Origin of the sequence: Carnimonas bestiolae (assembly GCF_051251145.1) — a bacterium.
Classification (GTDB): Bacteria; Pseudomonadota; Gammaproteobacteria; order Pseudomonadales; family Halomonadaceae; genus Carnimonas; species Carnimonas bestiolae.
Window position 1 is genome coordinate 18,366 of record NZ_JBPCZK010000003.1, and the last position, 19,587, is coordinate 37,952.

At 57.3% G+C, this 19,587-nt stretch carries 23 protein-coding genes and 3 tRNA genes; 5 read left to right on the top strand and 21 right to left on the bottom strand.

Annotated features, from left to right (window positions below):
* Window positions 1–53 precede the first annotated feature (53 nt).
* Window positions 54–572 carry a hypothetical protein gene (locus tag R84865_RS05065; protein ID WP_435630938.1) on the bottom strand — a complete coding sequence of 173 codons (519 nt, stop codon included), beginning with the start codon at window positions 570–572 and terminating at the stop codon, window positions 54–56.
* A gap of 130 nt (window positions 573–702) precedes the next feature.
* Here R84865_RS05065 and tsaA point away from each other — a divergent pair, with 130 nt between their 5' ends.
* Window positions 703–1,437 carry a tRNA (N6-threonylcarbamoyladenosine(37)-N6)-methyltransferase TrmO gene (gene tsaA, locus R84865_RS05070; protein WP_435639012.1) on the top strand — a complete coding sequence of 245 codons (735 nt, stop codon included), beginning with the start codon at window positions 703–705 and terminating at the stop codon, window positions 1,435–1,437.
* 37 nt (window positions 1,438–1,474) lie between these two features.
* Here the strand turns inward: tsaA and R84865_RS05075 are convergent, their stop codons facing one another.
* From R84865_RS05075 to dapA, 5 genes are all read right to left on the bottom strand, one after another.
* On the bottom strand, window positions 1,475–2,386 hold the full coding sequence (locus R84865_RS05075; RefSeq protein WP_435636585.1) for a VirK/YbjX family protein: 912 nt from the start codon (window positions 2,384–2,386) through the stop codon (window positions 1,475–1,477).
* A 346-nt stretch (window positions 2,387–2,732) separates the two neighbouring features.
* Window positions 2,733–3,446, bottom strand: a complete 714-nt coding sequence (purC, locus tag R84865_RS05080; RefSeq protein ID WP_435639013.1) for a phosphoribosylaminoimidazolesuccinocarboxamide synthase — start codon at window positions 3,444–3,446, stop codon at window positions 2,733–2,735.
* 62 nt (window positions 3,447–3,508) lie between these two features.
* Entirely contained in the window at window positions 3,509–4,291 is a 783-nt protein-coding gene (locus R84865_RS05085; RefSeq protein ID WP_435636584.1) for an MBL fold metallo-hydrolase, read from the bottom strand.
* Window positions 4,291–4,851 carry a hypothetical protein gene (locus R84865_RS05090; RefSeq protein WP_435630943.1) on the bottom strand — a complete coding sequence of 187 codons (561 nt, stop codon included), beginning with the start codon at window positions 4,849–4,851 and terminating at the stop codon, window positions 4,291–4,293. Before R84865_RS05090 ends, R84865_RS05085 begins: the two co-directional genes overlap by 1 nt.
* The gene (gene dapA / locus R84865_RS05095; protein ID WP_435636583.1) at window positions 4,851–5,729 is read right to left on the bottom strand and encodes a 4-hydroxy-tetrahydrodipicolinate synthase; all 879 of its coding nucleotides are present in this window, start codon (window positions 5,727–5,729) and stop codon (window positions 4,851–4,853) included. The genes R84865_RS05090 and dapA overlap by 1 nt, the downstream gene beginning before the upstream one ends.
* 232 nt (window positions 5,730–5,961) lie before the next feature.
* Between dapA and R84865_RS05100 the strand changes: the two genes are divergently transcribed.
* The gene (locus R84865_RS05100) at window positions 5,962–6,453 is read left to right on the top strand and encodes a peroxiredoxin (RefSeq protein WP_435630945.1); all 492 of its coding nucleotides are present in this window, start codon (window positions 5,962–5,964) and stop codon (window positions 6,451–6,453) included.
* A gap of 7 nt (window positions 6,454–6,460) precedes the next feature.
* Here the strand turns inward: R84865_RS05100 and R84865_RS05105 are convergent, their stop codons facing one another.
* The gene (locus R84865_RS05105; protein WP_435630946.1) at window positions 6,461–6,712 is read right to left on the bottom strand and encodes a sulfurtransferase TusA family protein; all 252 of its coding nucleotides are present in this window, start codon (window positions 6,710–6,712) and stop codon (window positions 6,461–6,463) included.
* Window positions 6,713–6,954: 242 nt separating this feature from the next.
* On the opposite strand from R84865_RS05105, the gene R84865_RS05110 reads away from it, so the two are divergent.
* Both R84865_RS05110 and R84865_RS05115 read left to right on the top strand, forming a co-directional pair.
* Entirely contained in the window at window positions 6,955–8,058 is a 1,104-nt protein-coding gene (locus R84865_RS05110; protein ID WP_435639014.1) for an oxidoreductase, read from the top strand.
* On the top strand, window positions 8,055–8,603 hold the full coding sequence (locus tag R84865_RS05115; RefSeq protein ID WP_435630948.1) for a BUD32 family EKC/KEOPS complex subunit: 549 nt from the start codon (window positions 8,055–8,057) through the stop codon (window positions 8,601–8,603). The genes R84865_RS05110 and R84865_RS05115 overlap by 4 nt, the downstream gene beginning before the upstream one ends.
* A gap of 28 nt (window positions 8,604–8,631) precedes the next feature.
* Here the strand turns inward: R84865_RS05115 and R84865_RS05120 are convergent, their stop codons facing one another.
* The 14 genes from R84865_RS05120 to radD form a co-directional block, all read right to left on the bottom strand.
* Entirely contained in the window at window positions 8,632–9,093 is a 462-nt protein-coding gene (locus R84865_RS05120; protein ID WP_435639015.1) for a GNAT family N-acetyltransferase, read from the bottom strand.
* A gap of 121 nt (window positions 9,094–9,214) precedes the next feature.
* Window positions 9,215–9,290 (bottom strand) — tRNA-Lys (locus R84865_RS05125).
* A gap of 41 nt (window positions 9,291–9,331) precedes the next feature.
* A tRNA-Lys gene (locus R84865_RS05130) sits at window positions 9,332–9,407 on the bottom strand.
* Between the two features lie 31 nt (window positions 9,408–9,438).
* Window positions 9,439–9,514 (bottom strand) — tRNA-Lys (locus R84865_RS05135).
* A 114-nt stretch (window positions 9,515–9,628) separates the two neighbouring features.
* Window positions 9,629–10,597, bottom strand: a complete 969-nt coding sequence (locus R84865_RS05140) for an Rpn family recombination-promoting nuclease/putative transposase (RefSeq protein WP_435639016.1) — start codon at window positions 10,595–10,597, stop codon at window positions 9,629–9,631.
* Between the two features lie 201 nt (window positions 10,598–10,798).
* Window positions 10,799–11,767 carry a 23S rRNA pseudouridine(2605) synthase RluB gene (rluB, locus tag R84865_RS05145; protein WP_435636577.1) on the bottom strand — a complete coding sequence of 323 codons (969 nt, stop codon included), beginning with the start codon at window positions 11,765–11,767 and terminating at the stop codon, window positions 10,799–10,801.
* Window positions 11,754–12,617: an SMC-Scp complex subunit ScpB gene (gene scpB / locus R84865_RS05150; protein ID WP_435636576.1), complete on the bottom strand. Its 864-nt coding sequence runs from the start codon at window positions 12,615–12,617 to the stop codon at window positions 11,754–11,756. The genes rluB and scpB overlap by 14 nt, the downstream gene beginning before the upstream one ends.
* Window positions 12,614–13,525, bottom strand: coding sequence for a segregation and condensation protein A (locus tag R84865_RS05155; RefSeq protein ID WP_435639017.1), 912 nt, complete (start codon window positions 13,523–13,525; stop codon window positions 12,614–12,616). The genes scpB and R84865_RS05155 overlap by 4 nt, the downstream gene beginning before the upstream one ends.
* Window positions 13,526–13,710: 185 nt before the next feature.
* Complete coding sequence (gene pqqE / locus R84865_RS05160; protein WP_435639018.1) at window positions 13,711–14,847, bottom strand: pyrroloquinoline quinone biosynthesis protein PqqE; 1,137 nt, start codon at window positions 14,845–14,847, stop codon at window positions 13,711–13,713.
* Window positions 14,847–15,128 carry a pyrroloquinoline quinone biosynthesis peptide chaperone PqqD gene (gene pqqD / locus R84865_RS05165; protein WP_435630955.1) on the bottom strand — a complete coding sequence of 94 codons (282 nt, stop codon included), beginning with the start codon at window positions 15,126–15,128 and terminating at the stop codon, window positions 14,847–14,849. Before pqqD ends, pqqE begins: the two co-directional genes overlap by 1 nt.
* Window positions 15,125–15,868: a pyrroloquinoline-quinone synthase PqqC gene (pqqC, locus tag R84865_RS05170; protein ID WP_435630956.1), complete on the bottom strand. Its 744-nt coding sequence runs from the start codon at window positions 15,866–15,868 to the stop codon at window positions 15,125–15,127. Before pqqC ends, pqqD begins: the two co-directional genes overlap by 4 nt.
* An 88-nt stretch (window positions 15,869–15,956) precedes the next feature.
* Window positions 15,957–16,889 carry a pyrroloquinoline quinone biosynthesis protein PqqB gene (gene pqqB, locus R84865_RS05175; RefSeq protein ID WP_435639019.1) on the bottom strand — a complete coding sequence of 311 codons (933 nt, stop codon included), beginning with the start codon at window positions 16,887–16,889 and terminating at the stop codon, window positions 15,957–15,959.
* 6 nt (window positions 16,890–16,895) lie between these two features.
* The gene (gene pqqA / locus R84865_RS05180; protein ID WP_084055412.1) at window positions 16,896–16,973 is read right to left on the bottom strand and encodes a pyrroloquinoline quinone precursor peptide PqqA; all 78 of its coding nucleotides are present in this window, start codon (window positions 16,971–16,973) and stop codon (window positions 16,896–16,898) included.
* Between the two features lie 135 nt (window positions 16,974–17,108).
* Window positions 17,109–18,932 carry a DNA repair helicase RadD gene (gene radD / locus R84865_RS05185; protein ID WP_435639020.1) on the bottom strand — a complete coding sequence of 608 codons (1,824 nt, stop codon included), beginning with the start codon at window positions 18,930–18,932 and terminating at the stop codon, window positions 17,109–17,111.
* 143 nt (window positions 18,933–19,075) lie between these two features.
* Here radD and R84865_RS05190 point away from each other — a divergent pair, with 143 nt between their 5' ends.
* Window positions 19,076–19,561: a DUF2938 family protein gene (locus tag R84865_RS05190; protein WP_435630959.1), complete on the top strand. Its 486-nt coding sequence runs from the start codon at window positions 19,076–19,078 to the stop codon at window positions 19,559–19,561.
* Window positions 19,562–19,587: the final 26 nt, after the last annotated feature.

The window sequence follows — 19,587 nt, forward strand, 5'->3', positions numbered from 1 at the left end:
AAGCATTCGTTTTTGCCTCGCCGCGCAAACGGGGAATTACCTTCCTGACATTGTTACGCGCTGGCACCGGACGATTTTCGTGAAACGGTAGGCAGGCGCTCACGCACCGCTTCAAGAAAACGATTACGTTCTTCACGCGACAGCATGCCCACCGGAATCGAACGATATTTGCCGTTATTCAGCCGCAAGCGCAGCGTTGATGAAACGGATTTCGATACGATGCCTTCGATATCTGCATAGCGCAGCGATTGAAGGCTGGGCGCCAGCGGATTGCCGCCAATGTAGCGCAGTTGCTCGGCTTCAAGGCGCAGCGCAGGCGAACAGCGGCGGCGACGATGAATATGAAACACCAGCAGCAGCGCCCAAACGCCCATCGCGATAACCACTGGCAACCCCGACCACAACGCGTGCTGGCGATAGGTGGTGAGCAGTACCACGACCATTCCCGCCAGCAGCACCGTCAAACCGATTGCCAGCAGCCACAGGTTACCGCGCCGCTCGCTGAAAAACTGATCGCCGTGACGATGAGCCTTTGCCCTGTCGCGAGCAGGCTGCGCGTTTAGATCAACCATAAAAAATGCATTCCGTTTTCCACCAACATCAAAGGGCCAAGCCTACCTTTTCCCGCTTGCTTACGCCATCGCCGCACTGCTCGCGCGCCTGATACACTACCTGCTCTTTCCCGACACGGTTTGCCTTGCGATGCGCAGCACCTCTTTCAGCCTTACCCCGATTGCCACTATTGACGGCTGTTATCCCGATAAGTTCGGCGTGCCCCGTCAACCGGGGCTTGCACCCTCTGCGCAGGCGCAGCTGACGCTGTTGGAGGAATTCGCCGATCCCGATGCAGTGCGCGGGCTGGAACACTTCAGCCACCTGTGGATTACCTTTGTCTTCCATTTGAATGCGCCCCAGTGGCGGCCGCTAGTACGCCCGCCGCGCTTGGGAGGCAACCGCAAGATAGGCGTATTCGCCTCACGCTCGACGTTTCGGCCCAATCGATTAGGGCTGTCGCTGGTGGAACTGCTCGATGTAAAAATCGATCAAGGTGTACGGCTACTCATTCGCGGCCACGACCTGGTCAACGGCACGCCCGTCGTTGATATCAAGCCGTATCTGCCCTGGGCCGAGAGCGTTCCCGAGGCGCGCGCGGGGTTCGCCCCCGCTCCCCCCGCCCAGTGTGAGGTGATCTTCTCTGCTGAAGCCCAACATACGCTGGCACTACAGCCTGACCCCATCACCCTGGAAATGCTGATTACCGAGGTATTGGGGCAGGACCCGCGCCCGGCGTATCACTCGGCTGAGAGCGAGCGCCGCTATGCAGTGCGTTTAGGCGAGTACGATATTGGCTTCAGTGCCACAGCGTTGACGAACGGGCAAAACGAAACAAGCACTCCGGTGTTCGAAGTGCTTGATATCACGCGTATTGCTGAGTAAAACCCGCGCTAGCGCAGCCGCTTGGGCAGCGCCACATTCACTGCGGATGAAACTCCTGTCGCTCGCTTGCGAATGTCGCGACGCCCGCTTCCGACGCGCTGTCAGAGCGCCCCAGCAGAGCATTCTGAAGCTCGCTGATCGCTGCTTCACGCACTCCCAAACGGCGCCGGTACTCGCTGCGATGCTTGCTTTTCACATCGGCGACATCTTTCACCCACTCATGTCGGGGCAGTTGGTAGAAACCGTCTGAGTGGGCCACCCCGCCCAACTCCTGCCATAGCTCGTCATAGCTCGACTTGATACGCTTATGCTTGATATGCGATGCGTTATCGATAGCAAGCAGCTGTGCGATATCGTAGACGTCAGCCAGTGCGTAAATCATCGACATGACGAAGTTCTTGGGGCGAAAGCCGTACATCTGGCGTGCAGCCGTTTTGATGGCATCCTTGCCCAGCGCGGGATCAGCCCCTTGCAAACCACCAATCGTCAGTGCCAAGACACCTTCACTGCGATGCACGCTGAAACTGACCATGCACAGACGGCGCCCTTCTGCATCATTAAGAGACATCGCCAGCTCACCCTCTTGCGGAAAATAAGAGGGTGCCAACGTGGTGGTGTAGTAACCGCCATCCTTGAGCTCGATACGGTTGACGACAATGCGCCGCTGCTCTTGTAACTGCTGGCGCAGCACTTGTGTTTTCTCTGCTTTCGCATACCACTCGTAGTGGTCACGCACTAGCGCCAGGCGTGAGCGTTTGCTCCACTTCCTATGGATATAGAGATAAAGCGGCCGATCTCTCAGCTCACGATCGAATTTCTCCGATTCGACAACCGGTGGGAGATTTGCCAGCTCGCGCTGCCATGCACGATAGGCGTCGCCGAGTAGAAAACGACGCATCGCCAACTTCAGCTGGCGCCGCTTCTTTTTAAAGACAGATTGTTTGGACATTGACGGTAACCTGCGACAACTAAAATTGCGTCCTTCGTATTTGCACATTACAAAACACTGTTCGAAAACAATATTACGCCATTTCCTAGCGTTGACGCCGAAGGAATTCAATTTTCATTAAGATTGACAGGTTGGCAGCGACGAGAAGCTGCAGGCGCAAGTGCGACTGACTGCTTACAGCAAAGCGGTGGGAGTAGTGAGGTGAAGGGGCATATGCCGAGCTAGTCGAGCAGCGCAGCGCGTCTGCAACGGCATTTTAGGGCTAGCGTTCACGGCCTGATAAAAACAGCGAGGCCCAAACCAGCAGCACGCTGATTCGGGCCTCTCGACACGTCTGGTAAAGGCGTTAGTCGAAGGTAACGCCGATGCGACGCCCTACTTCTTCGTAGGCTTCAATAACGCCGCCAAGTCCTTTGCGGAAACGGTCCTTATCGAGCTTTTCGCGTGTTTCAGCATCCCACAGGCGAGCACCGTCGGGCGAGAATTCGTCGCCCAGCATCAGTTGGCCATTGTGAACGCCGAACTCGAGCTTATAGTCGACCAGCAAAATACCTGCGTCGCGGAAGATGGCCGTGAGCACCTCGTTAACCTTGAACGATAGCGCCTTCGCTTCTTCCAACTGCTGCTCGGTAGCATATCCTAGCGTGATCGAAACCGATTCGTTGATCAGCGGATCATGCAGCGCATCGTTTTTCAAAAACAGCTCATAGGTAGCAGGTGACAGTTCGCGCCCTTCCTCTACCCCTAAGCGCCGCACCAGCCCGCCCGCAGCGAAGTTACGCACGACGCACTCCACCGGAATCATGTCGAGGCGTTTTACCAACGATTCCTGATCGCCCAGCAGACGCTCAAAGTGCACCGGCACGCCAGCATCGCGCAGTCTGGACATGATAAACGCATTGAATTTGTTGTTTACCAGACCTTTGCGCTCAAGCTGCTCAAGCTTTTCGCCATCAAAAGCACTGGTGTCATCACGGAAATGCATGATCAGCAGATCAGGATCGTCGGTGGCGAAGATGGACTTCGCCTTGCCTGCATATAATTCGTCGCGTTTTTCCATTACACCTTCTCCGGGAACGCTTCTGCTACAAAAGCGCGGTAAGTAATAGTCGCGATGGCGCGCTAGAGTGCGGCCGCCATCGTGCGCTCGAGCGTTTGCCACTCTACGCCGAGCGATTGATCAGCCACCCTGAAACGGCGCTTGTCGTGTTCGAACAGCGGCGATAAAGCCTCGTAGGCACGTTCAGGAAGATTGTTTTTTTCTGACAGGTGCGCGGCAACGACCTGCTGCAAGTTATCGGTGCCCCACTGCTTGAGCAGTTCAATCGCCTGGCAGTTGGAAAGATGCCCCCAACGGCCGCCAACCCGACGCTTGAGCGAAGGCGGATAAGGGCCCTCTGCCAGCATCATGCGGTCGTGGTTGAGTTCAAGCATAAGCGCATCACAACCGGCAAAACGGCGAAATACATGCTCGGTCACGTGGCCGATATCGGTTAGCACTCCCAGTCGGCTACCGCCGCTTTCAAACACATATTGCACTGGTTCACGCGCATCGTGAGGCACGGTGACAGGGTCTATCGCCAAATCCTTGATGTCGAAGCGCTGCTCCGGCGTTATCAGGTGGATACCTTCCAGGCCCTCAAGACGACTGGCTATCCAGGTACCCGCCGTCAGATAGACCGGCATTTTCAGGCGCTTGGCCAGCGATTTGACGCCGCGCAGGTGATCACCGTGTTCGTGGGTCATCACTAACGCGTCGATATCGGAGGGCATTATTCCCAGCCGCTCCATCCGCGCCAGCGCATCACGCATGCCGAACCCACAATCGATGAGCACCAGAGCTTCATCGCTCTGGACAAGCGTAGCGTTGCCTTTGCTGCCACTGCCTAACGACGCAAATCGCACTACTGATCAGAACTGGATGACAGCGTGCTCTGAAGGTCAGTAACACACTGCTGGTTGGTGGTATTTTTAGTCAGGCAGTACACCTCGGTAGTACCGGGACGCTGCCCCTGACGCACCGCGATAGTGAAATCGTTGGTCTCGATCTGCCCCTGCGCGGGGGTCAGCGCTTTCACATCACTCGAGTCTTGCGCGAAATCAACCAACCGCGGCCATACTTGGGAAGGCGTGCCCGGCACGATGAGCCAGCGCTGACCATTGGCTTCCTGGTCACGCACGGCACCGCCTGCAGCGGGCTGCTCACCTCCGGGGGTATCGGGGCGCGGCACCTGGAACTTGCCTTTCGGCGCGACAAAGGCTTGCGCAGCATTAGGCACCGGCATCATATCCTGATACTGGGTGTTGTCGCGCGTCGCTGGCAGCTCCAGCGGAGCCGTCATGTCGGCATGGTAATACTCGAAATTACGGTCGGTGTAATGACCGCCACCGAAACCACAGCCGCTTAGCAGCAGCGCGAGTGCGGGGGCGGCATATAGACCGCGATTAACAAACGACTTCAGCATTAGTTCACCACTTTGGCCAGGGCGAGGGACTCTGCAACCACCGCGTGGTGTTGCTCGGAAAGCCAGGTCAGGGGAAGGCGAATGCCTTTGCCTGCCAGGCCCATATAGTTGAGCGCCCATTTCACCGGAATAGGATTAGGCTCGACTCCCATCGAATCATTAACGGGCGCCATTTGCGCATCGATGTCGCGCGCGCGTTCAGGGTTGCCCTGCAGCGCAGCGGCGCACATCTCATGCATCAGGCGCGGAATAACGTTGGCGGAAACAGAGATGACGCCTTGACCACCCGCCACCATGAAATCACATGCGGTGGGGTCATCGCCTGAGTAGAGCCCGAAATCGCTGCCTTTGAAGTGCTCGACCAGCACTGCGGCGCGGGACATATCGCCCGTCGCCTCTTTCAGACCGACAATGTTGTCGAGTTCGGCCAAACGAAACACCGTATCGTTGTCGATATCAACGCCGGTGCGCTTGGGCACGTTGTAAAGAATGGTCGGGAGCCCTACTTCTGCCACGGCCTTGAAGTGCTGGTACATGCCTTCCTGGGTGGGGCGATTGTAATAAGGCGCGACGGATAGGCAGTAGTCGGCGCCCACTTCCTGCGCACACTGCGATAGCTTGACCGCTTCCCAGGTAGCATTGGCGCCGGTACCGGCAATAACAGGGATTCGCCCGTTCACTTGATCGACGATAACGCGAAGCACCTCGACGTGCTCATCAAAGGACATGGTAGAAGGCTCGCCGGTCGTACCAGCAGCCACAATTCCTTCGGTACCTTGCTCGACATGGAAATCAACCAATCGCCGCAGTGCATCCCACTCTATCTCGCCGACGTCGTTCATCGGCGTCGCCAGCGCAACAATGCTGCCCGTGATCATGTAAAAAGCTACTCCCTATTTCGCGGCTGGGTAACGATAGTGCGGCGCAGGCCCGCTTGCAATGGCGTCCTTGAAAGGTCGGCTTTTCTCAAGTGCAGAAAGCATGCCGAGCGCTGACTAGTATTGAGGGTAAATGGTACTGTTGAGCGCGTTGCCTGTACAGCAGCCTTTATGGGTAAAACGATCCGCTGCTGTAGTTCCCTTCTTAACTTGACCTGCGAGGAAACCGACCATGAGCGTCAGCCTGCATCACCCTATTGATGATTTCACTGCCACCGCTACCCACGGAGATTCGGCAGATCCTGCTAGTGTAAGGCTCTCGGATTTCAGCGGAAAACAGCTGGTCATCTACTTTTACCCCAAGGACTCCACCCCGGGCTGCACCACCGAGGGGCTCGACTTTGCCGCGCTACACGACCAATTCAGCGCCGCCAATACGGTGATCCTTGGCGTATCGCGGGATACGCTTAAGCGCCACCAAAACTTCAAGGCCAAGCAGCAGTTTCCCTTCGAGCTCATCAGCGATCCGGACGAAACGCTGTGCAAGGCTTTTGATGTTATCAAGCTGAAAAAGCTCTACGGAAAAGAGCATCTCGGCATTGAGCGCAGCACCTTCCTGATCGATAGCGAAGGTAAACTCGCGCAGGAGTGGCGCAAGGTGAAGGTCAAGGGACACGCCGAAGAAGTGCTGGCGGCCGCTCAGCAGCTTGCCGACCAATCGTAAAGAAGCGCTAGCCGCGTACCAGTATGTAGTGATAGTCGTCGTTGACTTGCTCTTTCAGCACCAATTGATGGGCGGACAGCGCCACAAAGCTAGCGATATCCGCCCACGACCCTGGGTCGCTCGCCCACAGCTCAAGGCGCTGCCCCACTGCCATGCCAGCCAATGCTTGTTTGGCCTTCAATAGCGGCAATGGACACGCTAGACCGCGGGCATCGACTACTTTATCCGCGCCTGAAGACGATTGATCTTCGGATGCCATCTGTTCTTCCCTTTCCTTGTCTCTGATGAGCTGAGCAGCACCACTCCAGTGCTGCTCGAATATCGTGTGTGTTTCAGTATCGCACCTCACGACGCCTCTGCGAACGCCGCTATTGATATAGCAGCGCTAGCCGACATAACGCTCGGGCTCTGGAGCGTCGAGCCGCCCTTCGCCCTTAACGCACGATTCCGACAACATTGATACACTGGGCGCTTTCCACTTCTGTATTCAGGGAGGCCCAGATGGCAGCGCCGTTGTCGGTAGCGTTGATCGGATTCGGTTTCGTAGGTAGCACCTTCCACGCTCCCTATCTGACGACCACCGCTGGCCTTGAGCTGAAGGTGGTGTCGTCACGTGATCCTGACAAGGTCAAGGAGGCGCTAGCGCCGTTCGATGCCAAGCCACAGGTCGTCGGCTCGCCGCTTGAGGCCGCCACCTCTGACGGTATCGATCTGGTGGTAATTGCCTCGCCCAACGACAGCCACTTTGCGCTGGCGAAAGCGGCGCTGGAAGCAGGCAAGCACGTGGTGGTCGACAAGCCCTTCACCCTGGATAGCACTGAGGCCCGCACGCTGGCTACCATCGCCAAACAGCACAATCGGCTGCTATCCGTGTTCCAGAACCGGCGCTGGGATAGCGACTTCCTCGCGATGCGCCGCGCGCTCGAAGATAATCTGATTGGGCCATTGGTAGAATTCGAGTCACGCATCGACCGCTTTCGCCCGCAAGTGCGTGATCGCTGGCGCGAGCAGGCATTGCCCGGATCAGGACTGTGGTTCGATCTTGGCCCCCACCTTGCCGATCAGGCATTGCTCCTGTTCGGACCGCCTACCGAGGTATCGGCAACGATTACCACTAGCCGTCCCGCAGCACAGGTGAATGACTGGGCGCAGGTGATCCTGCATTATCCCGCTACGGCACATCAGCTCGCACTAACGGTAACGCTGCATGCGAGTATGCTGAGCGCTGCACCTACCCCGCGTTTCATGGCCCATGGCGTGGCCGGCAGCCTGCTCAAGCAGCACGCTGATGGGCAGGAAAGCCAACTGAGGGCGGGCGTATCACCGCTTGATGAGCACTTTGGGGTCGATAACGATCCATTGCTTCACTATCAGCAGGAAGGTGACCCTATTGCCATTGCACCACCATGCGGGACGCAAGCGCGCTATTATGCCGAGATCCGGGATGCCATTGCAGGCAAGGTAGAGAACCCAGTCACTCCCGCACAGGCGACTGCATTAATGGTACTACTTGAAACGGCGCAGCAAGCTGCAGCGAGCGGCAAACGTTTGCCGCTTACGCTAAACGACGATGAACGGCAGGCATGGAGTCACACAGTCAGGTGAGTAAACAGCAACTCGAATTCATTCAAAGCGGCAAATACTCTGACGTGCACTATGACCGCGCACGCAAGGTATTCATCAAGACCTTTAGCCCCAAGGCGTTTGACCGCTTTCGCTATATCACCGGCATTCGCCCCGCCCCCGGTATAAATTTCGTGAAGGTAGCGAAGCGCCTGAAGCAGTTGGGCATTCAGGTGCCAGAAGTGTTGGTGGCCAAGCCTTATTACCTGGAAATGCGCGATGTAGAGGGCCCCAGGCTACGTGAGCTACTGCCCGACAACCCGCAGTTGCAGCAAAAGTACGTTGATTTGATCGTTACGCTCTACCGCAACCACGTGTACTGTCGCGGCCTGCATACCAAAAACTTCCTGGTCAAAGATGGCGAACTGGTGGCCATTGATCTGGACGCCTACAAGCTGCCGCGATTAGTTAACTACTCAGGCAGTGATTTCCTCGACAAACTCAAGCGCTCGCTAAACGGCCCCGTGCCCGAGCAATACCTTTACGATCGTGTCGTGGCAGCGCTGGGCGTTAGCAACGCGCCCTAACAACGACGCACGGCCGTCATCAGGAAGGTTACGCAAGCGGCAGCGTCATGAAACGACTGAAGGGGTCGGGCTGGTAATTCGCGAAGGGCTCACAGTCCTCAAATCCATGGCGTTGATAAAAATGGTGGGCAGCAAGAAAGTATGCCGGCGTGCCTGTTTCGAGGCTGATGCGGCGATAGCCACGACGCCTCGCCTCCTCGACCAGGTGTGTCATTAGCGCGCTGGCAACGCCTTGGCGCAGAAAGTCGGGCGCTGTTTTCATCGACTTTATCTCTCCATGCTGCTCATCCAGTGCTTTCATCCCGCAGCATCCCATTAACTCACCCTCATCACTCCATAACGACCAGAAGGTGATCTCTGGCTGCCGTAAACGCTCAACCGCTAGGGCATGTTTGCTTTCCGGTGGCGAGTGCTCAGCCATTTGGTTGAGGTGGTGCTCAATGAGTGCAATAACAGCAGGATGGGTTAGATCATCGCGTTGAATATGCATAGCGGTGTGCCTATTGATGTTATGGGTGTGCACGAGGAAGTGATGCAAGCCAACGATTCCAATATGCCATACAAAGAAAAACCCGGCAGCTATCGTGACGATAACTGCCGGGTTTCGAAACTGGTGGGTCGTGTAGGATTCGAACCTACGACCAATTGGTTAAAAGCCAACTGCTCTACCAACTGAGCTAACGACCCTCAGAGGCAACTTGCCTGATACACCGAGGGGCCACGGAACGTGGTGGGTCGTGTAGGATTCGAACCTACGACCAATTGGTTAAAAGCCAACTGCTCTACCAACTGAGCTAACGACCCCTGACGGTGCCTGTGAGCGCATTCTTGCAAATGGTGGGTCGTGTAGGATTCGAACCTACGACCAATTGGTTAAAAGCCAACTGCTCTACCAACTGAGCTAACGACCCTTGCTCAACGGGCCGGTACTATACTTCGCCGCCTTTTTTTATGCAAGCTCAACGCGATAAGAATGTTTCATTTCAGTCTTTTAACGATACTCACCACATCCTGATAGCGCGGTGTCAATGCGCGATCTTTGCGCGCAGCAGCGCAACTTCCTGAGCAGCCAACCCAGACACACCAGCGATCATGCTGTCGTGCATTGCCGTTTGTCTGATCAATTGCTCAGCGCATTCGATTTGGCTCTGCCGACGGCCCTGCTCAAGCCCCTTCTGCACACCGTCTCGGATGCCCTCTTGGTAATATTCAACGGGCCAGCGAAACTCTTCACGGGTAGCAGCCATAACGTTCAATTCCTCTAATGAATACAGCGATTCAGTCATTTCCGACGCAGGGGCCGGCAAATAGCGCGGAAGCACCACTCGGTTGATCCACACCTCAAACGCCCGCCGCAGGCTACGTTGGCTTTCTCCATCGAGCTCCTCTGCGAGCCCGCCAATAATCTCGGCAATTTCAGCCGCCGACTGAGGATGCTCGAGGCGGAAAATAGCGCTGGCCAAATTGTTTGCCCGCTGAGGCTGATTTGCCAGCACGTTCTGTTCAAGCAGCAGATAGCGCAGCGAAGGCGTATACGCCGCCAAACCGTTGCTTAAGGGCGCAATCAGATCAGCGATATCGCGTGCCGCGTTCCATGGTTTATTACCGGAGTAAAGCACAATCGGAATAATGACGGGAAGTGCCTTGGCTGAACCACTGCTGAGCTTGATGATGGTGCGCTGCTTGATCAGTTCTTGATACAGCAGTCCCACATATGTCATCACTCGCAGCGCCATCCAGTGATCGACCGTGCTTTGAAACTCAAGCATCACATACAGATAGGTCCACTGATCATCGCTGGCGCGCAACCGCCACACGATGTCGCACTCGCGCGTGCTCAAACTATCAGACACAAAACTATTGGATACCCGCTCTAACGTATCGAATCTCAGCTGTTTTACCCACTGCTCGACAACAAAGCCTTGCAGGAGATCAATAACGGGCCGGGGATGGCTAAATAACAGCTTATAGCTGCCATCGTGACAACGGTGCATAGCGTTTACCAGAGTAACAAAGGTCACTGGTTATCGGCTGTCGGCCAAGAAACTACACCTGCTTAAAACGCCATCTGCTTGATGAGGAAGAAGCTCGCTAACGCCCAACGCAACGCAGGCGCGACCCGGTTATCCGAATCGCGCCAGCATGGATGGGAAACGGTGTAGCTCAATAAGCCCCACCGCGCGTTGCAAAAGCTACTATTTCTGACGTGGCGAGCGCGGCTTGCGGGAACGTTCCTGCTTGCCTTGGGTCTCTTGGCCGTCTTTGCCATAGCGACGCGCTTCGCGCTTATCCTCGGAACGCGAGCGAGTGCTCGGTTCGCGCAGCCCACGGACAGGACGACGCTTGTTCTTATCGCGATTCCAGCGATTTTTCTCCTCTGGCGTCAGCTCAGGTGCGCTCCGTAGCGGCAGCCCTGCCAGCTGCGCCAGATCATCAATTTCTTCCTGGCTCAGCTCTGTCCACTCACCCGCGCGAGCACGCTTATCAAGGAAGATATTGCCGTAGCGCACTCGCTTGAGGCGACTCACGGTAAGCTCCTGCGACTCCCACAGCCGGCGCACCTCACGATTCCGCCCTTCCAGAATCACTACGTGAAACCAGGTGTTGATGCCTTCGCCACCAAACTGCTGTACATCAGTAAAACGCGCAGGACCATCATCGAGCATCACCCCTTCGACCATGGCACGAATGTTGTCCATGGAAGGCTCTCCCATCACGCGCACGGCGTACTCGCGTTCAATCTGGGTGGAGGGATGCATCAGCCGATTTGCCAATTCACCATCGGTGGTAAACAGCAACAAGCCGCTGGTATTGATATCCAGACGGCCAATCGCGATCCAACGCTCGCCCTTAAGACGAGGCAAGCGATCAAACACAGTGCGGCGGCCTTCAGGGTCCTTGCGCGTGCACAGCTCCCCTTCTGGCTTGTTGTACATGATAACTCGACGCGGCGTTTCATCATTGCTGCGCAGCGTCACCGGGCGGCCGTCCAGCGTTACCTGGGCATCGGCATCGATGCGGTCACCCAAGGTGGCCACCTTGCCATTAACGCTGACTCGCCCTTCCGCGATCACCGTTTCCATTTCGCGGCGCGATCCATAGCCTGCGCGCGCCAATACTTTCTGCAGCTTTTCGCTGTCAGCAGCGTTATTACTCATTGTCAAACGACCTCTCGTCGTGAGTGGGTTGATCGCTGCGACTATCGGGATCGCCGGAGGGCGTGGCCTGATCGTCATCAGCGTCATCAATGTTGTGGGTGTCAGCACCATCGCCGACTCGTTGCTTAAGCCGCTCATCGAGCCGCTCGTTCAAGTGGCCGAAATCGAGCGTGGCAATTTGCGGTAGCGGCTCGTTTAACGGATCACTGTCGTCATCCTGTGCGTCTGCGTCGTCGTCTTCAGATGACTGCAGCAGTGCCTGGGTCGCCTGCTGTGCAGCGTTGGCTTCGGCGTCTTCCTGCTCTTGCGGCGTTTCTTCACCGAAGCGCTCTGCCAATTCAGCCATCGGCGGTAGTTCTTCCAGCGTGCCTAGCCCCAGATCGTCAAGGAAGCTACGAGTCGTGGCATACACTGCCGGCCGTCCGGGCACATCGCGATGCCCCACTACGCGAATCCAGCTGCGCTCCATCAAGGTACGCATGATGGTGGCACTAATCGACACGCCGCGTATTTCCTCGATATCGCTGCGGGTGACTGGCTGGCGATAAGCGATCAATGCCAGCGTTTCTAGTAACGCGCGCGAATAGCGCTGTGGCCGCTCCTCCCACAGCCGGGATACCCAGCGGGACAGGCTGTGGTCGATGGCTAACCGGAAGCCCGAGGCGCTCTCGAGCAGCGCCATTGCCGAGCCATCGAGGCGGCGTTCCAGCTGCGCTAGCGCCGCACGCAGCTCGCCACGCGCTGGACGCTCGTGCTCATCGAACAGCTGCTCGAGCTGATCAAGCGATAAGGGAGACGAACTCGCCAGTAGTGCCCCTTCAACAATGCGATCCAGCGACGCTGTCGGGTCACTCACTGCTCCGTCCCCCGTTCATCGCCGAAGGCATCTTCGCCTGCTTCATCACTTTCCGTCCAGTCATCATCGAAGGCGGATTCCTGCTGCTGTTGACGCGCTCGCACATGGATTGGCGACAGCGCTTCGTTCTGAACGATATCAATCATTTGCTCTTTGGCGAGCTCCAGCAGCGCCATGAAGGTAACCACCACGCCCGGCTTGCCTTCATCAAGGCTGAACAACTCCTCGAAAGGAACGAAATGCTCAGCATTAAGGCGCGCCATCACCATACTCATGCGCTCACGCGTGGAGAGCGTTTCGCGTTCAATCTGATGGCTCTTCTTGAGCTCTACCTTTGAAAGCAGCCGCCCCAGCGCCGAGAGCAGTTCGTCCAGAGATACCTCGGGATAGACCAAACGCTCCTCGATAGGCGGCAGCTCGGGAGTGGGCGAAAACCAGTCGCGCCCAAAGCGCGGTAACGTATCCAGCGTTTCGGCACTACTCTTCAACTGCTCGTAGGCGCGCAGCCTCTCAAGCAGCACCGCCGTCGGATCCTCTTCTTCTTCATCGTCGCCCTCACGCGGCTGGCGCGGTAGCAGGCTGCGCGATTTTATCTCTGCCAGCATCGCTGCCATTAGTAGATACTCCGCCGCCAGATCGATACCGCTGGTTTCCATCATATCGACGTATTCGATGTATTGATGGGTTACCGCTGCGACGTTAACCGCCATGATATCGAGGTTTTGCCGCCGAATAAGATACAGCAGCAAATCGAGCGGGCCTTCGAAGGTTTCGAGAAACACGCGCAGCGCTTCCGGCGGGATATAAAGATCCTGCGGCAGCTCCTTGACCTCTTGCCCCTCTACCCGAGCAACAAACAGGCTTTCGGGATCGATGGGATTGGCCTGGGTGGGCGCTTCAAGGCTCATTCGGCGGGGAATACTCAGTGGATGAAAAAAACACCGGCGGCGGCGCAGGCCACGCTCGCGGAATACGCTATCCCGAGCACGACTCGTCATGGCGCTCAGTGTAGCAACCGCAGCAGACGCCACCAACTTATTCGCGTGGCTGTGTAGCGTTGCCTAACAAGCGATTAGCGAGCGCCGACCGCTTGCTAACCGCCGGGACGGCGATAGCGAAACGCTTGCGGCTTTAGATCGATCAATTGGATGCTCTCTTCCTCGGCAATCTGCTTGACCTCATCGTGCCATGGCGAGTGCACACACACCGGATCGGTTTCAGCAGCATCGCCGGTAAGCGCCAGCGCCTGACAGCGACAGCCGCCCCAATCGATTTCGCGGCGATCACAACTGTGGCAGCGCTCTGGCATCCACGACGTACCGCGATAGGCGGTGAAGGCCGGCGAGGTTTTCCAGATATCCACCAGACTGTGGTCGGCCACATTCCAGAATTCGAGCCCGGGTATCGTTTCCGCGGCGTGGCACGGAAGCACCTTGCCGGCAGGCGTGACGTTCAGGGTTTGCCTACCCCACCCTTGCATGCACGCTTTCGGGTAGCGTGCATGGTAGTCGGGTACCACCGAATCGATCACCAAACGGCCGTGATATTTCTCCCGCGCCCGTTCCACCTTATCGACCGCGCGCATGGTCTGCTCGCGGCTTGGCATTAGCGCTGAACGGTTAGCCAACGCCCAGCCGTAATACTGGGCATGAGCTATCTCGATGCGGCGCGCGCCCAGCTTGACGGCCAGCTCTATGAAGTCGTCGATTTGTTCGATGTTGGCGCGGTGAATTACCGCATTAATAGTAAGCGGCAGCCCGAATTCTGCGACTTCATGCGCGAAAGCCAGCTTGCGCGAGTGCGCGCTAGGCATATGCGATACCAGCGCGGTGGTATGTTCTGTGGCGCCTTGAAACGAGAGCTGAACGTGGTCGAGGCCCGCATCGACCAGCGCCGCCAAGCGTTCACGGCTGATATTCACACCTGCGGTAATCAGGTTCGAATAAAGTCCGGCGTCATAGCACGCTAACACGATCTGTTCGAGATCGCGCCGCGCAGCGGGCTCGCCACCGGAAAGATGCACCTGCAGCACGCCCAACTCAGCCGCTTCATGCAGCACCCGCGCCCACGTCTCGGTGTCGAGTTCTTCGTTCTTGCGCTCGAGTTCGATCGGGTTGGAGCAGTAGGGACACTGCAGCGGACAGCGATGAGTCAGTTCGCACAGCATGCCGATGGGCACGGGGTTGCCTGCCTCGGCGAAGGCACGTTTAGCGTCAGTTTGCATTGCCATTAGTGAAACTCAAGTACCCTGCGCTGGCTCAACCCATCAAAAAACTGCGCAACGTCGCTGGCGATTTGCGTTCTGTCGGCGCTGTACTTGGCTGCCAGCAGATCGATAATTTCCGCTTCGCTACGCACGCCGTCGGTATAGGTGAGAACAGCGCGGCCAATATCATCAAGCTTGAAGACGCGCTCAGGGGCCAGCAGTACCCAGCCTCCGCGCGTTTTATCTTCGCGCATGCGCACTCCGCGAGAGAGCGCTGGTACGCGTGACGGCGATTGATCGCTCATACATCCAACTCCGGGTCGAACGCGCCCGGCGGTAAATTGCCCGGCACCACATAGGCGTAATCCAACGCATCAAGCAGTGCCCACAATACGCCACACTTGAAACGCAGCGCATCGAGCACTTGCTGCTGCTGCTCGACGGTTAGCGCGTGCTGTTTGACATAGCGCAACGCAAAGTCAGCATCACGCGGAGCCTGCGTTAGACGTGGCTCGAAATACGCCAGGGTGTCGCGTGAAATGAAATCGTAATGGGCCAGCATGCCCTGCATGCGAATTGGAATCACCATTGGCGAGAACAGTTCGGTCAAGGACGACGCCACGGCTTCGAGCAGCGACCGCTCCGCCACATAGTGCACATAGGCGTCCACGGCGTGGCGCGTTTGCGGCAGCAGCTTGCGGGTCGATTCGACCATCGCGCGATCAAGGCCAAGACCATCGGTCAACGCGAGCCAGCGGCGAATGCCACCATCTTCGGGAGAATCGCCATCGTGATCAATGATGCGCTGGCGCCATTCGCGGCGAATTGCCGGATCATGGCAGCGCGCCATGAAGCTCGCATCCTTGATCGGAATCATGGCCTGATAGTAATAGCGATTAAGCGCCCACGCCTGCACCTGCGCTTTATTAAGCTCGCCGTTTTGCAGCCTAAGCTGGAAGGGATGCCGATGGTGATAGCACTCTTCGCCAATCTTGCGCAGTGCTTGCTCCAGCTCATCTGGCGTCATTGCTTGTTGTTGCGACATGCTACTTGCCTCGCTCTTCGGACCGCCTGAGCGGCAGCAATAAAAAGACAGCGCTCTTCGCTTCCGCTCCTGTAACGCAGCCTACGCGCTACAACGTAACGCGCATACCGTCGAAGCCAACTTCCCAGCCGGCTTCTTCCAACGCTCGCCGCTCAGGGCTGTGATCGAGCAGCGCCGGGTTGCTGTTATTAATGTGAATATAGATACGACGCCTGATATCAAGCTTGGACAGCGCCGCCATCGAGCCCTCCGGCCCCGACATCGACAGGTGTCCCATACGCGCGCCGCTCTTGTGACTAAGCCCCGCCGCGATCAGTTCGTCGTCGCGCCACAGCGTACCGTCGAACAACACCAGATCAGCCCCGCGAATGCGCGCCGCTAGTGCATCAGAGACATGGGCACAGCCAGGAATGTAGTAAATCCGCTTGCCAGCGTGGCGCAGCTCTACCCCAATCGTGGTTTCACCCTCGGCGCCGATGTTTTCAGCTTCGTTGGGGTGGTACAGCGCAGCCTTGCCCGGCACTGCAAACGTAGTTGCCTGCAGCCCGCCCGGCAGCGTGAACGGCGAGCCGTTCTCGACGCGAGTACGACGCACCACCTCAGGGCGTAGCACATCGAAAACCGTGTTGGCAGCCAGCGTCTGGTGAAGTTCGCCGGTGGCTAACAGCTCGTACGGAGTACCCTCGCGCAAGCTGAGCAGCCCAGCGATATGATCGATATCACCACCGGTGAGCAGCACCGCTTCGATAGGCGAATGGCGAAGCTGCTTGGGGGCCAGCTCGGGCACGTTCTGAAGCTGGGCCAATATCTCGGGCGCGCAGTCGATCAGCGACCAGCGCCGGCCATCTATCGACACCGCGACCGACGCCTGGGTGCGTGGCGCAACGCTGCCCTCTCGTACCTGCTGACATACCGTGCAACCGCAATTCCACTGTGGAGAACCACCACCAGCGCCAGCACCTAGCACCAATAATTGAAGGGCGGAAGAGGTAGCCCCTTCCGCCCTGATAACGTTTACCATCGTGACTTAGAATTCAGCCGGCAGGTAATCGTTGATTTCCATGGCAACACATACTTCTTCAATTTTGGGCGCAGTCCAAGCCATTGGATAACTCCTTCAGTGAGACGGATTGACCTTACCCTCCCACTATAACCATTTTTTTCCACGTACAACACGGCATTCAAGATAGAAACAGCCTATAGATAGACGTTCCCTGCCATAAACAATCTCGAGCCCCCGCTATTCGCTGATAACACGCGTCTCAGCAGCAGCCTGTGCCAAGCGGGTACGCCCGCCGCGCAGCTGATAATCGAAGATTTTCTCGGCTATATTCCAGTGACGTCCGGTTTTACGCGCCACAACGATGTCGGGGGCGCGCAGTCGCTGCGGGGCCGCCAGTACCTCATCGAGTGATTCAGGCTGCCAGCGGAGTGCGGGCGCGGCGATGTGAAGATCCAGGAAGACACGGTAAAACGCCGTCCGCTGCGCGGCGGTTTCGAGCGCAAACCACTCGCTCAGCCCTTCGCCCTGCTCATCGAGATACTCCACCTTCAATCGCTCGAGGCCACGACCATTGAGCGCTCGCGTGAGACGCATCGCTGCCACCTTGATAATTTTCGCGCCGCGCAGTTTCAGGACCTGCTTCAGGTGATCGTCAATATCGATCAAGGTCGCGTCACAGCTGCCACAGCGGCGTGCAGCGATATCATTCGCGGCATCGCAGTGCGGGCAGCTTTTAAAACGGAAGCGAAAGTCGCACTGTTGGGTGTGACCATTGTCGTCCTCGATCAGTCCCTGACAGCGACGCCCAAAGTGCTCGATCACCAGTTCCCCATCCTTGCGCCCCCAAAACAGGTTGGCAAAGCCACATTCCGGGCATTCGACCTGCACCGGCTCGGTATCGGCTGCCGGACGTGGCTGCCCCACTTCAGGGGCGTAGATGTCCCACGGATTACCAGCGTAATCCAAAATCACACATTCTTGTTTGTTCGGCGCCAGACGCAGCCCACGCCCGACAATCTGCTGATAGAGCCCCACCGACTCGGTAGGACGCAGAATCGCAATCATATCGACGTGCGGTGCATCGAAGCCGGTGGTGAGCACCGCCACGTTAACCAGATACTTTAGCTGCTGCGCCTTGAACGCCTCGATCAAGCGCTGGCGCTCTGCTGACTCGGTATTGCCGGTAATCAGCGCAGCTTGCTGGGCAGGCAATAACGCTGTGACTTCCTCAGCGTGCTGTACGGTCGCGGCAAAGATCATCACGCCGACGCGCTGCTGCGCACGCTCGATGATTTCTCCGACAATAGCGGGCGTCGCACGATTGCCCTGAGTTCGCTCTGCCAACTGCTGCTCGCTGAACATGCCATTGTGATCGGCCACCAAGTGAGAGAAATCGTAACCGGCAATCGCTGCATCAATGCGTTTGGGTTCGCTCAGGTAACCATTGCGCACCATCCAGCGCAGCGGCATTTCGTAAACACATTCACGGAAAAACGCCTGCTCATCACCGCGCACCATTCCATGGTAATGGCGGTGATAGATAAAGCCTTTGCCCAATCGGAACGGCGTCGCCGTCAGCCCCAGCACTTTAAGCCGAGGATTGGCGGTGCGCAGGGTATCAATCACCTTCTGATAGCTGCTGGCACCGCGTTTTTTGCGCGGAGTGGAGGCTGTCGCCACGTCGACACGATGGCATTCGTCGATGACCAATAGCGTGAAGGAGCCGTCAGCAAAGGAAGACAGCGAATTCACCACTGACTGCACTGATGCAAACACCACCTGGCGACTGCTTTGCTTGCGCTTCAGCCCGGCACTGAAGATGTCCGCCTCGAGCCCATAGGCTTCGTATTTAGCATGATTTTGCTCGACGAGTTCGCGCACGTGCGCCAGCACCAGCACGCGGCCACGCGCCAAGCGTGCTAGTTCGGCAATCACCAACGACTTACCGCTACCGGTGGGCAGTACCACCACGGCAGGCTCGTCGGAATGGCGGAAATAGGCGATCACACGTTCCACCGCCTGCTGTTGATAGGGACGAAGCTTGGGCACTGAAGAAAACACACCGCTGTTATCAATTGGGAATCAACGCCCCATGGTAGCCCACACTGTGGTGTAATGTCGGTGATTTCATTGATGATCGAAACGCTGCCTTCACCTCTCGTCAGGTGGAGAAACGCCTTTTAGAACAACGCTTGGGAGCCACTATGTTGACCGTACTTGCCTATAGCCTTGTCGTTGGCTGTATCGCCACGTTACTCCTTGATGCGTGGACGCTTTTGCTTAGCAAGGCCGCAGGCTTGGGGGGCAGCAATTGGGGCGTGGTCGGTCAGTGGGTGCAGGGATTGCCCCAAGGCAAATTCTTCCATCTCGGCGATGCCGCGCCTGCGGTTAGCCAACAGGACAAAGCAGTGGGCTGGCTGTTTCACTATGTCGTCGGAGTGGTGTATGCGCTGCTGATGGTGCTTATTGGCGGCGCTCACTTCATTACAGCCCCCTACTGGACACCGATCATTTGGGTTGGGTTTACCTTGAGCACTCTGTGCGGCCTGCTAATCCTGGTCCCGGCACTTGGCGGCGGGCTATTGGCATCGAAAACACCCAATCAGACCAAAGCAATCGGGCTGATGTTGGCAGGCCACGCGGTCTTTACCATCGGGCTTTATATCGGCGCACAGCTGTTTGCCGCCTAACACCCCAAGCGTGGCAAAACGCACGC

Coding starts and splice junctions, on each gene's coding strand:
- R84865_RS05090 (WP_435630943.1), bottom strand. CDS start 4,851: ATGCTGAAGTCGTTTGTTAATCGCGGTCTATATGCCGCCCCCGCACTC.
- R84865_RS05075 (WP_435636585.1), bottom strand. CDS start 2,386: ATGTCCAAACAATCTGTCTTTAAAAAGAAGCGGCGCCAGCTGAAGTTG.
- pqqD (WP_435630955.1), bottom strand. CDS start 15,128: ATGAGCGATCAATCGCCGTCACGCGTACCAGCGCTCTCTCGCGGAGTG.
- R84865_RS05140 (WP_435639016.1), bottom strand. CDS start 10,597: ATGCACCGTTGTCACGATGGCAGCTATAAGCTGTTATTTAGCCATCCC.
- pqqA (WP_084055412.1), bottom strand. CDS start 16,973: ATGGCTTGGACTGCGCCCAAAATTGAAGAAGTATGTGTTGCCATGGAA.
- pqqE (WP_435639018.1), bottom strand. CDS start 14,847: ATGGCAATGCAAACTGACGCTAAACGTGCCTTCGCCGAGGCAGGCAAC.
- R84865_RS05105 (WP_435630946.1), bottom strand. CDS start 6,712: ATGGCATCCGAAGATCAATCGTCTTCAGGCGCGGATAAAGTAGTCGAT.
- purC (WP_435639013.1), bottom strand. CDS start 3,446: ATGGAAAAACGCGACGAATTATATGCAGGCAAGGCGAAGTCCATCTTC.
- R84865_RS05155 (WP_435639017.1), bottom strand. CDS start 13,525: ATGAGCCTTGAAGCGCCCACCCAGGCCAATCCCATCGATCCCGAAAGC.
- pqqB (WP_435639019.1), bottom strand. CDS start 16,889: ATGGTAAACGTTATCAGGGCGGAAGGGGCTACCTCTTCCGCCCTTCAA.
- pqqC (WP_435630956.1), bottom strand. CDS start 15,868: ATGTCGCAACAACAAGCAATGACGCCAGATGAGCTGGAGCAAGCACTG.
- R84865_RS05120 (WP_435639015.1), bottom strand. CDS start 9,093: ATGCATATTCAACGCGATGATCTAACCCATCCTGCTGTTATTGCACTC.
- R84865_RS05110 (WP_435639014.1), top strand. CDS start 6,955: ATGGCAGCGCCGTTGTCGGTAGCGTTGATCGGATTCGGTTTCGTAGGT.
- tsaA (WP_435639012.1), top strand. CDS start 703: ATGCGCAGCACCTCTTTCAGCCTTACCCCGATTGCCACTATTGACGGC.
- dapA (WP_435636583.1), bottom strand. CDS start 5,729: ATGATCACGGGCAGCATTGTTGCGCTGGCGACGCCGATGAACGACGTC.
- R84865_RS05065 (WP_435630938.1), bottom strand. CDS start 572: ATGGTTGATCTAAACGCGCAGCCTGCTCGCGACAGGGCAAAGGCTCAT.
- R84865_RS05100 (WP_435630945.1), top strand. CDS start 5,962: ATGAGCGTCAGCCTGCATCACCCTATTGATGATTTCACTGCCACCGCT.
- R84865_RS05190 (WP_435630959.1), top strand. CDS start 19,076: ATGTTGACCGTACTTGCCTATAGCCTTGTCGTTGGCTGTATCGCCACG.